Source organism: Seramator thermalis, assembly GCF_004138125.1.
GTDB classification, from domain to species: Bacteria; Bacteroidota; Bacteroidia; order Bacteroidales; family Dysgonomonadaceae; genus Seramator; species Seramator thermalis.
The window spans coordinates 84,659-98,077 of record NZ_RXHS01000001.1; the positions used below are offsets into that span (position 1 = coordinate 84,659).

Annotated in this window: 13 protein-coding genes; 2 read left to right on the plus strand and 11 right to left on the minus strand. The window is 40.1% G+C overall.

Features of this window, described 5'->3' with window-relative positions; genetic code table 11:
* Nucleotides 1-17: 17 nt before the first annotated feature.
* The 6 genes from ffh to folK (EJN84_RS00405) all read right to left on the minus strand — a co-directional run bounded on the left by ffh (nucleotide 18) and on the right by folK (EJN84_RS00405) (nucleotide 6,928).
* Entirely contained in the window at nucleotides 18-1,343 is a 1,326-nt protein-coding gene (gene ffh / locus EJN84_RS00380; RefSeq protein WP_129593566.1) for a signal recognition particle protein, read from the minus strand.
* Nucleotides 1,344-1,887: 544 nt separating this feature from the next.
* Nucleotides 1,888-2,886, minus strand: a complete 999-nt coding sequence (locus tag EJN84_RS00385) for a metallophosphoesterase family protein (RefSeq protein WP_129593567.1) — start codon at nucleotides 2,884-2,886, stop codon at nucleotides 1,888-1,890.
* A 21-nt stretch (nucleotides 2,887-2,907) separates the two neighbouring features.
* A complete protein-coding gene (locus tag EJN84_RS00390) occupies nucleotides 2,908-3,843 on the minus strand; it encodes a ribose-phosphate pyrophosphokinase (protein WP_129593568.1) in 936 nt (311 codons plus the stop codon).
* A gap of 105 nt (nucleotides 3,844-3,948) precedes the next feature.
* On the minus strand, nucleotides 3,949-5,643 hold the full coding sequence (locus EJN84_RS00395; protein ID WP_129593569.1) for an alpha-amylase family protein: 1,695 nt from the start codon (nucleotides 5,641-5,643) through the stop codon (nucleotides 3,949-3,951).
* Complete coding sequence (locus EJN84_RS00400) at nucleotides 5,640-6,500, minus strand: patatin-like phospholipase family protein (RefSeq protein WP_129593570.1); 861 nt, start codon at nucleotides 6,498-6,500, stop codon at nucleotides 5,640-5,642. Before EJN84_RS00400 ends, EJN84_RS00395 begins: the two co-directional genes overlap by 4 nt.
* Before the next feature lie 110 nt (nucleotides 6,501-6,610).
* Nucleotides 6,611-6,928, minus strand: coding sequence for a 2-amino-4-hydroxy-6-hydroxymethyldihydropteridine diphosphokinase (gene folK / locus EJN84_RS00405; protein ID WP_129593571.1), 318 nt, complete (start codon nucleotides 6,926-6,928; stop codon nucleotides 6,611-6,613).
* Nucleotides 6,929-6,934: 6 nt separating this feature from the next.
* Here folK (EJN84_RS00405) and EJN84_RS12500 point away from each other — a divergent pair, with 6 nt between their 5' ends.
* Nucleotides 6,935-7,075 (plus strand): DUF2905 domain-containing protein, encoded by a 141-nt coding sequence (locus tag EJN84_RS12500; RefSeq protein ID WP_394343068.1) that lies wholly within the window; start codon nucleotides 6,935-6,937, stop codon nucleotides 7,073-7,075.
* A gap of 76 nt (nucleotides 7,076-7,151) precedes the next feature.
* Here the strand turns inward: EJN84_RS12500 and EJN84_RS00415 are convergent, their stop codons facing one another.
* The 3 genes from EJN84_RS00415 to EJN84_RS00425 all read right to left on the minus strand — a co-directional run bounded on the left by EJN84_RS00415 (nucleotide 7,152) and on the right by EJN84_RS00425 (nucleotide 10,092).
* Nucleotides 7,152-8,072, minus strand: a complete 921-nt coding sequence (locus EJN84_RS00415) for an ABC transporter permease (protein ID WP_238943898.1) — start codon at nucleotides 8,070-8,072, stop codon at nucleotides 7,152-7,154.
* 106 nt (nucleotides 8,073-8,178) lie between these two features.
* Nucleotides 8,179-8,937 (minus strand): ABC transporter ATP-binding protein, encoded by a 759-nt coding sequence (locus EJN84_RS00420; RefSeq protein WP_129593573.1) that lies wholly within the window; start codon nucleotides 8,935-8,937, stop codon nucleotides 8,179-8,181.
* A gap of 3 nt (nucleotides 8,938-8,940) precedes the next feature.
* Nucleotides 8,941-10,092, minus strand: a complete 1,152-nt coding sequence (locus EJN84_RS00425; RefSeq protein WP_129593574.1) for a COG1470 family protein — start codon at nucleotides 10,090-10,092, stop codon at nucleotides 8,941-8,943.
* 998 nt (nucleotides 10,093-11,090) lie between these two features.
* On the opposite strand from EJN84_RS00425, the gene EJN84_RS00430 reads away from it, so the two are divergent.
* Complete coding sequence (locus EJN84_RS00430; RefSeq protein WP_129593575.1) at nucleotides 11,091-11,453, plus strand: hypothetical protein; 363 nt, start codon at nucleotides 11,091-11,093, stop codon at nucleotides 11,451-11,453.
* 410 nt (nucleotides 11,454-11,863) lie between these two features.
* Here EJN84_RS00430 and folK (EJN84_RS00435) read toward each other — a convergent pair whose 3' ends face one another.
* Both folK (EJN84_RS00435) and queA read right to left on the minus strand, forming a co-directional pair.
* Nucleotides 11,864-12,343, minus strand: a complete 480-nt coding sequence (folK, locus tag EJN84_RS00435; protein WP_129593576.1) for a 2-amino-4-hydroxy-6-hydroxymethyldihydropteridine diphosphokinase — start codon at nucleotides 12,341-12,343, stop codon at nucleotides 11,864-11,866.
* A gap of 11 nt (nucleotides 12,344-12,354) precedes the next feature.
* Nucleotides 12,355-13,407, minus strand: a complete 1,053-nt coding sequence (queA, locus tag EJN84_RS00440; protein ID WP_129593577.1) for a tRNA preQ1(34) S-adenosylmethionine ribosyltransferase-isomerase QueA — start codon at nucleotides 13,405-13,407, stop codon at nucleotides 12,355-12,357.
* Between the last annotated feature and the right edge of the window lie 12 nt (nucleotides 13,408-13,419).

Genomic DNA, 13,419 nt, shown 5'->3' on the forward strand with positions numbered 1-13,419 from the left:
GTAAATTAAATATGATTTTAGCGCCGCTTAACGTTTCTGCTCATCTGTTTAACACCGCCTGTAGTCATCATGCGCATCACCTTGCGGGTTTCGTCAAACTGTTTGATGAGTTTGTTCACCTCCTGTACGTTGGTTCCGCTTCCTTTGGCAATACGTGCGCGACGGCTTCCGTTCAAAATTTCGGGATGAGAGCGTTCTTCGGGCGTCATGGAATGAATGATGGCTTCAATGCTTTTAAAAGCATCGTCATCAATATCAAGATCTTTTATCTGCTTACCTACTCCCGGAATCATCGATGCAAGATCTTTCAAATTTCCCATTTTCTTAATTTGCTGTATTTGGGAAATAAAATCGTTGAAATCGAATTGATTTTTGGCTATCTTTTTTTGCAGGCGTCGAGCTTCTTCTTCGTCATATTGTTCTTGAGCCTTTTCAACCAGCGAAACAATATCGCCCATGCCCAAAATACGATCGGCCATGCGTTCGGGGTGAAAAACATCTATAGCGTCCAGTTTTTCCCCTGTGCCGACAAACTTGATAGGTTTGTTTACAACCGAACGGATGGAAAGTGCCGCTCCACCTCGCGTATCACCATCGAGTTTGGTGAGGACAACACCGTTGAAGTCGAGCCGATCGTTGAATTCCTTTGCCGTATTGACGGCATCCTGACCGGTCATGGCATCTACTACGAACAATATTTCCTGTGGATTGACGGCTTTCTTGATCGATTCGATCTCGTTCATCATCTGTTCGTCGATCGCCAAGCGACCGGCAGTATCGATGATTACAACATCTTTTCCGTGCTGTTTGGCATACTGGATGGCGTTTTGAGCAATTTTGACCGGATTTTTGTTTTCTTCTTCCGAATAAACCGATACATTTATCTGTTCGCCCAATACTTTCAATTGTTCGATAGCTGCCGGACGATACACGTCGCCGGCAACCAGAAGCGGGTTTTTCCCTCGCTTCGATTTGAGCATATTGGCCAATTTGCCCGAAAACGTAGTCTTACCCGAACCTTGCAAACCCGCCATCAAGATGACTGCCGGATTGCCCTTGATATTGATATCGGTCGCCGAACCGCCCATCAGTGCGGCAAGTTCATCGTGAACGATTTTCACCATCAATTGTTCGGGCTTCACCGCAGTGAGTACATTCTGTCCGAGAGCTTTCTGTTTTACATTTTCGGTAAATTCCCTCGCTGTTTTGTAATTGACATCGGCGTCGAGCAATGCACGACGCACTTCCTTTAGTGTTTCGGCAACGTTAATTTCAGTAATTCGACCTTCGCCTTTCAGTATTTTAAGCGATCTTTCGAGCCTGTCTGTTAAATTTTCGAACATGATTTGGGTTGTTTTATTTTTTGCACAAAGGTAATAAAATAGACGTGTCCTACAAAGTAGCTTTTGATATGGATATTCCAATCATGCAATATGTTTGTTTGCAGTCATAGCCGGGTGTTCTCGTTCGATCTTGACGACTACGATCATAACAAAAAAGAGAGGAGATAAAATCCCCCCACTCTAAAATGATTTTTAAAATCTTCAATCATCAACCTCATCAACCATTCACATTCTTCCGCTTTCGCAATTGTGATGTTTTGTCAATAAAATTGCACTATATTTTCCCGTGAGCTTTTGGCAGGATATTAATCTGTCTGTTTCAGTGGACTAATTATGTGAACTTGAAGTAAAAATTCATCGATTCGGCAACAAAATTGCCCCGTCAGAAATGTAGAAAATGCGTTGACTCCGACGGACCTGTTTTCTACTTTAGACCACCATTTTTTGTAACCAACTTGTTTTTTGAAAAATAAACGACCGATACACTTAACATGTGTAGGTTTATCCGACCCAACGCACCTTCTTCGTTCGAACTATCAAATAATTATTTTTTCGCAGATTGAATAAAATCTACAGGATAAGTAGCTTTAAATTGAATATTACCATCAATGGTTCGAATCCAGGTATCGAATTCTCTTTTATTTTCTTTCAAAACGATGATCCTTGCTCCGTTTACAGGTGCAACATAAGTGGTTTTCCATCCCGAAAATTGGCCATACGCCAAAGCAATATCGAAATAGTTTACTAAATAATTATTTACATGATCGTGTCCGACAAAAGTTCCCATGATGTCTCCCATCTCTTTCATAGCCAAAAACATCCCCGAGTTTAAAGCAGGAGAACATTCATTTTCGTTTTTATCGCCTATTCGTTTGTTTTCGGCATCATCATACGCCAATCTGTATTCAGGAAGCGGAATATGGAAAAAAGCCAAAGCCGGCAGCGGTTGGAAATTATTCTGGATAGTATAATGGATGCTTTGCCGTCTGTACCATGAAATAATATTGGGACGTATCCAGCCATAACCGTTGACTTTTTGTATCGTAGAATATGCTCCCGAGTCGAAAGTGTAGAGTAACGCTTTAATTTTCATATTATTGTCGCTTCCATATACGGGAATTACGTTATTTAATACTCCATCCACGTAAGAGCTTGACGCAACATTTATGTTATAAGGATAGGAAGTGATCAAGTTTTCGAGTTCGGTTCGAGTCGTGCCCTGCTCATCATCGTGATTACCTAATGTTACGGCAAATGGAATTTTTCGATCGATTGCAAAACGAGTAATTGCATCCCACCCTTCCTTGACGGGTTTTCCCGTCACGATATCGCCGGTAAACACGATTAGATCGGGATTTTCTGCATCAAGAATTCGCTCAATGTTTAACAGCGTTGTATCTGCTCTGGAATCATTATAAACGTAATGTATATCCGTAAACTGAACTATTTTTAGCAGACCATCTCGGTCGAAAGATATTTTTTGAGCATGAACATGAATGAATGATGCCAGCAATAAGATGAAAATTCCGAATAATTTATTCATGACGGAATATCCGAATAGTTTTCACACTACATATAAAGAGCTTATAGATTCGTTGTTGCATACCCGTTGTATGGATTCGGCAAACATATCTGCAACCGAAAGAATCTTAACTTTTTCCGATTTTTTCGAATATGGAATACTGTCGGTAAAGATAATTTCTGTCAACTGGGATTGATCTACACGCAGGGAAGCCGGATCGGACATCACGGCGTGACTTGCTATTGCTCTCACCGAACGCGCACCTTTTTCAATCATCAGATTTGCAGCTTTGGTGATAGTTCCGGCGGTATCTACTATATCATCCACCAAAAGGATATCCATTCCTTCAACCTCGCCAATCACTTGCATATCCGAAATTTCGTTGGCTTTTTTACGGAGTTTGTAGCAAATCACCATCGGGCAACCCAAAAATTTGGCATAAGCACTTGCTCGCTTGGTTCCTCCTACATCCGGCGTGGCTATAACCAAATTATCCAAGTCGAGAGACTTTACATATTCTAAAAACACGCCTGAAGCATAGAGATGGTCAACCGGAACATTAAAAAATCCCTGAATTTGATCGGCATGCAAATCCATTGTAATCAATCGGCTGATTCCCGCAACACTAAGCACATCGGCAATAAGTTTTGCTCCTATGCTGACACGAGGCTTATCTTTACGATCTTGACGCGCCCACCCAAAATAAGGGATGACAGCCACGATAGATTTTGCCGAAGCTCGCTTTGCGGCGTCAATCATTAGCAAAAGTTCCATCAAATTGTCTGAATTAGGAAATGTCGATTGAATAAGAAAAACTTGTTTTCCCCGAATCGATTCTTCGTAAGAAACTGCAAATTCACCATCGGCAAAATGCTCGATGATCATGTTTCCAAGTGGACAACCTAAGCTGTTGCAAACTTTTTCGGCAAAATAGCGGGATTTGGTTCCCGAAAAAATTTTAAATGGTCTTTCTTGCATGTCTTTGTTATTGATAAAAACAGATTTTCTCTTTAGTGAGATTGTTTTATGGATGAAATGGTTTTCGCATGCAAAAGTACAAAAAGTAAATTCAAAAGAAACTGTTTACAAAAAAGAAATTTTATAGATTTCGCCATCGTTGGCAGCAAGCCTCACTTTGAATGGTGAAAAGTAGTTGAAAACAAATTTATCTTCATTGTCGGCCAATAAGGGCATGGCTTGGCAATTTCCGGGAATGTCAAATCCAAAAAAACGAAATACGTCATCGGGCGTATATACTGTAATTGTTTCATCCTTCTCAGAAAAATTGGCCACAACAATCAAAAAATCTTTACCGTCGCTTCGCGCAAATGCATATTGTTTCATCGAATTAAAACCCTGATTTTCGTAATTAGCCGACATCAGATCGTAGAACAAACCTTCCGAAAGAGCGTTTTGTTGATTACATAACACTACGAGTTTTTTATAAAAAGATTGAAGTTCGATTTCCTCTTCAGTAAGTAATTCGCTGTTCCACTTTCCATTATTGTTCCACCTTCTGATTTTTTCGATTGACCAATAATCATAAATGCTTGTACGTCCGTTCCGTCCGCTAAAACCCTCTTCATCCATTCCGGGTTCTCCCAATTCCTGACCAAAATATACCATTACGGGATTCACATTGATGCATGATGTAACAATCATGGCCGCTTTCCCTTTTTTGCCGTCCTTCAAAAAGTAATCGGAAGCGATGCGTTGCTCATCATGATTTTCCATGAAATTGATCATGTGATGTTGAATATCTCCGACTTGATTGAGGGCAAAAGTGATATCGGATGCGGGTCGATATCCACAGGCAACATCCCGAAGCACATCGTACAGTCCGACTTTGTCATACAGGTAGTCGAAAATATTATCCGACAAATAGTTGCGATATTCCGAAGGATTATAGGTCTCGGCAATAAAAATGATATTGAAATATTTGGATTTTATTTGAGGAATGACCCATTTCCAAAATTGCAGCGGTACCATTTCGGCCATGTCACATCTGAATCCGTCCACTTTTCTCGAAGCCCAAAACAAAAGCACGTCCCGCATCTTTATCCAAGTATCGGGAATGGGAGAAAAATATGATGCTCGTCCATTCAAGTAATCGATGCCATAATTGAGTTTCACGGTTTCATACCAGTCGTAAAGCGAAGGCGAATTTGTAAAACAATCGTTTCCGGTAGCTTTTGCGGGAAATTCGGTATAAGTGATCCGTTGATTTTTTCTCTTAATCCGGCTAAGATCTAAGGCTTGATCGGGGATATAATAAAAATTGTTTTGGGGATGAAATGCCAAACTTTTATCGTCGTCAGCACCAAAATCGGCAATTGAGGGTGGTTTTGCGATTGATTGATAATTTCTTGCCAAATGATTCGGAACGAAATCGATAATAACTTTTAGGCCGGCTTTATGCGTCCGATTTATTAAACTATCAAATTCATCGAGCCTTTTATCGATATCTACCGATAAGTCGGGACCTACATCATAATAATCTCTTACGGCGTAGGGTGAACCGGCTTTGCCTTTCACAATTTCGGGATATTGATGCGGAATGCCGTATTTTTCGTAATTAGTGGCCGTGGAATGTGCTAAAACTCCTATATACCAAATATGTGTATATCCGAAATCGGAAAGTTTTTTCAATACATTATCACTGATGTCGTTGAATTTTCCCGAACCATTTTCCCAAATCTCTCCGTTTTTTAGGTTCGTGTTTATTTTATTTCCAAAAAGACGTGTAAAGATTTGATATACAAAGATTTTTTTTTTCATAATGGTGAGGTTTGATTTATCCATCGATTTATTTTCGATTCCAATTCTTTATGACGAAGACAACGACGGATAATATGTTTGCTTTTGGGCTCATCCATTTTTGATGACGCCGTTTCATAGCCGATTTTTTTAATTTCCTTTAAATTATTGATATCGAATATTGTAAATTTGTCGAGCCCTTCCATTTCGATCAAAATATCGCACAATTTTTTATCGATCAATGTATTTGAGTTTGACATCAAGTTGAATGTTCGTTCCACCATTTTTTTTATTCCGGCATCTTCGCAATAAGGCATTAAAGAATTGACGTTGATGGCTATTACATATTTGCATTGTTCTCTGATCACCGACACCGGAAGATTTTTGAATAGTCCGCCATCAACATATGGAATTCCATCGATATATTGTGGCTGAAAAAATACCGGAATTGAGCAAGAAGCAATAACTGCCTCAATCAATTGATTGCCTTGATAAAAACTCACCGTGCGGGCACGCTTCCAATCTGTGACAACGCTTATAAACGGAATTTGGAGATCTTCGAAGGTTCTGGCTCTTAAATTTTTCTTTAAAAAATGAAATAGCCCCGAGGTCTTGAAAAAACCCTGTTTGGGCATAGAAAAACCTATAAATTCGCGAAACTCTTTACCTGTAAAAAGATCGGCTATTTCATCGGGGTGAAAGCCGTCTGCATAAAATACTCCGGCCAAAGCACCGGCACTCGTTCCGGCAATTACATGTGGTTTTAATCCTTTCGATTCGAGAACGTTCAACGCACCTAAATGAGCAAATCCTTTTGCTCCTCCACCACTCAATGCGTATCCGGTGTGAAATTTGTAATTCGTTCCAAATAATGACATATTCTATAAATTTGAATACGAATACAAAAATGCAACTTTTTTTCGAATTTATCAATCGAATTCATTTTCAGTTGCGGTATGCAAAACAACAAAGAATCTCGAATAAAGAATTATGTTTTACATTGTATATTAAGCTCGTTCAAAAGTTGGAGAATAGTTTTATGCAGAATTGGGTGAATGTAATCGGGAGCAATTTCGGCTAATGGCTCCAAAACAAATCTTCGCGTATGCAGAAGTGGATGAGGAATAGTTAATTCGGGAGTATCGATTACAAGATCATCGGCAAGCAATATGTCGATATCGATAATGCGATCGGAATATATTCCATTATTGCTTTTGGAAGTTCTGCCAATCAGTTTTTCTATAAATTGCGTCTCTAAGAATGCTGAATATACATCCATACTACATTCCACTGTACCTGACGCCATCGATTTTTGACTGGTTTAGCCACTTACCTGGGGATATTCGCATCGAAAAAAGAAAATACCTGCATTTACATCCCCATCACATCGATGATTGTGATCAGCATCGTTCTTACGCTCATCGTCAATTTAATCCGATATTTCAAGCCCTGATCCTATTCCCAACTCCGCACAGGCGAAAAATCTTGTCATTCTCCCAATCCCCAACCTCCAACCTCTCAAAACATCACTATCTCGACCTTACTTCGCGCCGCATAAATAAATAATACCCTAATCCAAAAAGCAAAATGGAGCCAGCAACTAATCCCGTAACTTGTGGCCATACCATTAGCAAGCTCTGACCGATAGGAAGCGGCGTGGGAAGAGCTCCTTCGATCTGCTCCATCGTTAATGCTCCCAAACTTCGTACCGATGGCATGAGCAGCGTGATGGTGGCTTCACTGAACAGCTGACTCGGATTAAACCGCATCAATCCCAGCACAAAATTCTGAAACTCTACCACCTGCCCTTCTGTCAACATACCTTTAGGTGCCATCGCTTTAGCCAGCAAATCGACGATCATGTTGTAAAAAATGCTGAAGAAAAGCCAAATGGCAATACCCGATAAGGCCGAGGTTGCTGCCTGTCGAAACACCACCGAAAACAAAATGGATAAATTCAGCCAGAAAGCTACGTAAATGATACTAACCAGGATAAAAAAAATAAGTCGTGCCAATTCATCTCCCGTAGGAGGAATTCCCAAGGCAATCAATCCCGATCCAAGCACCAACAGCCCCAAGGTCAAAAACAAGGAACTGATCACGATGAGATCGGCAACAAATTTGGCATTGATGACATAATCGCGATAGATAGGTTGGCTCAATAGCCGACTTAGTGTACCCCGGTTTTGTTCCGAATTAATGGCATCGAAACCGAGACTTATCCCTAACAACGGCCCCAAGAAACTAATAAAAACCGTAAACGGGGGTAAGGTGCCATCGGATAGGGTGAATAGATTCAGGAAAAAGAAAGCATCTTCAGCACTGCCCGATTGTTTGCTGAACTGAGCGAGTGCCGTGTATAACGACCCCAAACAGGTCAGGGCTATGAGAACACCCATGATGATAAATCGCCAACTACGTACTTGATCCGAAATCTCCTTGCCCACCATAACCCAAAAAGGATGTTTGATTTTGGTTTTATTGGAAGATTCTGACGAACGTTCAGTTACGGCATCCTGAAACGGCCTTCTATTGCGAAAATTCTCTTGTAATTTCTTATTCATGATGTTCCGTTCCTCCTTCAAAAAAAGAATTATAGATGTCTTCTAATCCATGATCGGCAGTGCCAAACAACTGTTGGGAAAGAGCGGGGATATTGCCCAAAGCTCGTATTTTTCCTTCGACAAAAATGCCGATCCGATCACAAACCTGTTCTACCTGATGCAAGTTATGCGATGAAAATAATACAGTTAGTCCGTGTTCATCACGCAATTCGAGAATCAAATCGAGAAAAGACCTGACCCCCTGAGGATCGATACCGGACGTTGGCTCATCCAAAATAATGACTTCGGGATTTTTAATCAACACATCGGCCAATCCCAGTCGTTGACGCATGCCTTTCGAGTACTTACCGGTTTTCTTGCCGTCTACATTTTCCAAACCTACCCGTTGAAGTAAAACTTTCGCTTTTTCGGCAGCTTCTGTTTCAGGAATACAGTTCAACATGGCCGTATAAACCAAATTCTCCAATCCGGTACGATCGTCATAAAAACCTACATCTTCCGGCAGATATCCTACACGTCTTTTAACATCGATGGGATTGCGTGAAGGATTAATGCCGCATACTCGGGCCCATCCTTCGGTAGGTTCGGTCAATCCGAGCATCATCAGAATGGTTGTCGATTTGCCCGCACCATTAGGGCCTAATAGACCAAATATTTCTCCTTTTTCAACCGTCAAATCGATGTGATCGACCGCTGTAAACGATCGATATTTTTTGGTCAGGTTAACCAATTCGATGATTGTTTCGGCCATAATCTATCTCCTCCCGTATTTGCGAAACAGATAAACAACCCCGCCTAATGCTGCTAAAATTACCAATAATCCTACCCATCCCCAAATCATCGATGTTTTTACCATAACCCGAAAAGAAATTTGGGAATTTGCTTCCGGCGTTCTGGCTTCCATTTCGATGACATAATCGCCCGGAATGGCTTTCTTGTCGGCCTGGATGGTAGCAGAAACGGTAGTTTGACTACCAGCAGTTAGTTTGTCAATTTTTGATGGTTCAAAGGTTATTTGCCATTTGGAAGGTGCAGTTGATTTCATCTCGATATCGGTCAGGTCGGCGGAGCCGGCGTTACGAACTACCAATTGAATTTTTTCTTTCTTCCCTGCAGTTAGTTTTGCACTAAGCAGGCCTGTAGAAGTGGTCAACGATATTTCATAATTGCCGGTAACAACGGCTTCCAGTTCCATCGATGCGGAAGTGGAACCCGTGACAGCTCTCACCGGAATTTTATAGGTGCCTGCATTTACTTCCTTGGGAGGTTTAACTTCTATTGTAATCTCTTTAGTGCTATTAGGTTCTATTTCTACCGAAGTAACTGCATTGTAATCTGCTTTAAAGGTAACGGTCCATCCTCGAGGTGCATAACCCATTAAGGCATAGAGTTGCTTATCAGCGGTTCCATTTTTCAAGGTTGCTCTATAGGTAAAAGTTGCGTTGGCATTTCCCTGCATGTTAGGCTGATCAGCTGTAAATTCCGTATCGCTCGATCCCATCTCGGTTACATTAACCGTAAGTGCTAATGACGCCGAATCACCGGCTATTACCCGAAAAGTATAGGCCCCTTTGTTGACTTGAAAAGGAACTTCTACTCGCAACGATAGGGTCTTTTTCTCATCCGGAAGCACAGCAACTCTGCTAACCGTATAGGCTCCTCCTTTTAAACTGTAAGTCCACGAGCGGGGAATACCCGTTACTCTGATGTCTCCATCGAATATCTCATCGCTCTCGTTAATTACGTCGATAGAATATTCAATGGCTTCTCCGGGCGAAACCGAAATTTTTGTGAAAGGGGTATACAATGTTACTCTCTCCGCGGCAAAAACTTGTGCTGCATTGAATACTAAGAGACACAGCAAAACAAAAACTTGCAAATGAATAAGTTTCTCTCGTACTGACATAAAAATTCCTCCAAATTTTTTTAAAATGATGGTACAATTGTCTTATTTTATTTGTTATGATTCACTCCTAGCGCTTTAGAATGAGCATAGCTTCTAAAACTAACAAATCCCATATCAATTTCTCCATTCTAGTGATAACGATACCGATCGTTCTTCACGAATGCATGGTCATCATCACTCAGTTTTTTCTGAATTTTAAATGAGAAGAGAAGAATAATTTTTTGGAAAGAAATGTCAACAGACGTTCTTCATCCATCGTACATTACCATAGAATGGTCACCTTGGTAATTTCTCTGAAGCTTAAGATAAAACCTTGAAACGAAATCTTTTATAATTTCCATCTTCGATTTAAAACCGGAAATTTCAACATGACCGGCCTTGGCGAATGTGGCCAACCTTCTCTTGATAAAAAGAAATATAAAGACTAACCTTTTCATGTGTGATCAACTGTGAATAACGCCGGCAAATATATTTTCCTTTCTTCATTTTGACAAGGAATATTTTTTAAGAAATCTTAATTGGTAAAAAAATGGTTCTACGTGAAATACCGTGAGTAATCAGAATTGAGGTTGCCTCATGAATTCCGGATGGCGCATTCATTCTCCAAGTTTCCTATCTTTCATTTCTTTCCCATTAGACATTGTCTGTCAAGTTTCACAAGGTTGTTTATGGAAACTCGGACTTTTATTCGATTGCACACATAAAATTTTATTTTAAAAAATGCAGGGATTTTGCTTAAAAACTACAGGTTTTAATTTAAAAGAGCAAAGCGTTGATAAAAAACAAATTACCAAACGCTTTGCCAAGTGTAAGATTTCACCTGTCTTTATGACAATAGTTCGGTAAATTTTACGTAATATTCTGTTAATCAGATGATTATATTCTTTATTTTGTAAGGCGAATTCAGTACTAATAATCAATTAGTTATGAGTAACCTTTCTGAAAAAATACCGAACTATTGTTATGAGTGAAAAATAAAAAAGTAAATCTTACAGAAGATGAAATTACAAAAAGTTTCGCAATCCGTGAGCTCATTTGCAGGAATTTCTTTCGTTCACGAAGAATTTAACAACTGCGGTTTATTGCAACACATAGACCGACAACCGGGGAAAAGGGACACTTCGGGATACCGGCACGGAGAACTTTTCAGGACGTGGTTTGAGATATTCTTTTGCGAAGGAGAAGTAGCAGAAGACGTTCACGAGCATTTACGATCGACATCGGAAAGCATACCGGGGAACAGGGTAGCGGCTCCGGATACGCTGCTTCGGGAACTAAAAGGGTTGGCAACCGAAGATACGATCGTAACCTCTTCAAGCGGGAAAGAGTACCGGTTCAACATCAACGATGGGAAAAAGTAGAGATCAACTACAAGACATACGAAGTAGCGTCCATTCCCTTTAAACAGTTTTCCGGCTTAGAGTTTTTTTGACAGAGCTCTCTTTTCTTGGATTTAATAAGCCGATTCGTAAATTCCGTCCGTTATCTGTCAAAACACGGGTGATTTCGAAAGGGAAAAATTTCAAACGCCGATTCATAAAATCTTTTGTATTTTCACTATTTTTATCTTCACACGTTTCCCTATTTTTCTACTTACTGATGGTAGTGGGGAAAATATGAAAGAGTTGGGCTAATTGAAAATTTGGCAAAGAACTTTCTTTAATTTTCAAAATTAATCAAGTTTTCATTTGGATGTTCTTTTTTCTCATTGTGAAGTGAAGCGTAGCGAAACGAAACGATAAGAAAAAAACATCAACAACGTGGTGAAACTTTACATTTTACATTGTATATTAAGTTCGTTCAAAAGTTGGAGAATAGTTTTATGCAGAATTGGGTGAATGTAATCGGGAGCAATTTCGGCTAATGGCTCCAAAACAAATTTTCGCGTATGCAGAAGTGGATGAGGAATAGTTAATTCGGGAGTATCGATTACAAGATCATCGGCAAGCAATATGTCGATATCAATAATGCGATCGGAATACATTCCATTATTGCTTTTGGAAGTTCTACCAATCAGTTTTTCTATAAGTTGCGTCTCTACGAATGCTGAATACACGTCCATACTACATTCCACTTCGCAAGCCGAATTTAAGAAATAATTTGCCGATTCGAATCCTTGCGGATTCGTAATATAAAAAGCAGATCGGGAAATAATTTTCCCGATCCGTTTTTCTATTTCAGAGTATGCATTCAGTATATTCTCTTGTTTAAATCCTAAATTTGAACCAAAGCCGAGAAACAGTCTTAGCATGAATGCTCAATTTAATCGATTATCAGCATAGCATCACCGTAGGCGCCAAAACGATATTTTTCGTCAATGGCCACCTGATAAGCATTCATCACCAGGTCATATCCCCCAAAAGCCGTTGTCATCATTAGCAATGTTGAATATGGCATGTGAAAATTGGTTACAAGCGATTTGGTTAAGACAAATTCGTAAGGTGGAAATATAAACTTGTTGGTCCATCCCTCTTTGGGTTTTAAATGTCCTGAGGGAGTAACGGTAGTTTCAAGAGCACGTAGTACCGATGTGCCTACGGCACAAATATTGCGCCCTTCGTCGAAAGCCTTATTGACGCGCTCGCAAAGTTCCTCCGATATGCTGAATTGTTCCGAATCTATTTTATGCTTGGTCAAATCTTCGACGTCAATGTCGCGATAAGCTCCCAATCCGTTATGCAAAGTCAAAAAGCCATAATCGATGCCTTTTATTTCCATCCGCTTCATCAGCTCACGGCTAAAATGAAGGCCGGCAGCCGGAGCAACTACGGCACCTTCGTTGACAGCAAAGATATTCTGATATCTCAACTCGTCGTCAGAATCAGCGTGTCGGCCCATGTATTCGGGAATAGGCATCTCGCCAATCGAAAAAAGCAGTTTTTTGAATTCTTCGTGAGGGCCATCGTATAAGAATCTTAACGTTCTGCCTCGTGAAGTAGTATTATCGATAACTTCGGCCACGAGTTCTTCATTTTCACCAAAATAAAGTTTATTGCCGATTCTGATCTTGCGTGCCGGATTTACCAATACATCCCATAGATGTTGGTTTGGATTTAATTCGCGCAACAGGAAAACTTCGATTTGAGCACCGGTTTTTTCCTTATTACCAAACAATCGAGCCGGAAAAACCTTTGTGTCGTTGAAGATAAAAAAGTCTTTCTCTTTGAAATATTCCAGAATTTCTTTGAAAATGCGATGTTCGATTTCTCCCGAACGCTTATGAAGCACCATCAATCGGGATTCGTCACGATACTTTGCCGGATATTTGGCAATAAGTTCCTCGGGAAGATTAAATTTAAACTGAGAAAGTTTCATTATTGTTTATGT

Excerpts from the sequence above, each read along its gene's own strand:
- folK (WP_129593576.1), bottom strand. The coding sequence starts at position 12,343 with ATGCTAAGACTGTTTCTCGGCTTTGGTTCAAATTTAGGATTTAAACAA.
- EJN84_RS00390 (WP_129593568.1), bottom strand. The coding sequence starts at position 3,843 with ATGCAAGAAAGACCATTTAAAATTTTTTCGGGAACCAAATCCCGCTAT.
- EJN84_RS00430 (WP_129593575.1), top strand. The coding sequence starts at position 11,091 with ATGAAATTACAAAAAGTTTCGCAATCCGTGAGCTCATTTGCAGGAATT.
- EJN84_RS00425 (WP_129593574.1), bottom strand. The coding sequence starts at position 10,092 with ATGTCAGTACGAGAGAAACTTATTCATTTGCAAGTTTTTGTTTTGCTG.
- EJN84_RS00420 (WP_129593573.1), bottom strand. The coding sequence starts at position 8,937 with ATGGCCGAAACAATCATCGAATTGGTTAACCTGACCAAAAAATATCGA.
- EJN84_RS00400 (WP_129593570.1), bottom strand. The coding sequence starts at position 6,500 with ATGTCATTATTTGGAACGAATTACAAATTTCACACCGGATACGCATTG.
- EJN84_RS00415 (WP_238943898.1), bottom strand. The coding sequence starts at position 8,072 with ATGGTGGGCAAGGAGATTTCGGATCAAGTACGTAGTTGGCGATTTATC.
- queA (WP_129593577.1), bottom strand. The coding sequence starts at position 13,407 with ATGAAACTTTCTCAGTTTAAATTTAATCTTCCCGAGGAACTTATTGCC.
- EJN84_RS00395 (WP_129593569.1), bottom strand. The coding sequence starts at position 5,643 with ATGAAAAAAAAAATCTTTGTATATCAAATCTTTACACGTCTTTTTGGA.
- EJN84_RS00385 (WP_129593567.1), bottom strand. The coding sequence starts at position 2,886 with ATGAATAAATTATTCGGAATTTTCATCTTATTGCTGGCATCATTCATT.
- folK (WP_129593571.1), bottom strand. The coding sequence starts at position 6,928 with ATGGCGTCAGGTACAGTGGAATGTAGTATGGATGTATATTCAGCATTC.
- ffh (WP_129593566.1), bottom strand. The coding sequence starts at position 1,343 with ATGTTCGAAAATTTAACAGACAGGCTCGAAAGATCGCTTAAAATACTG.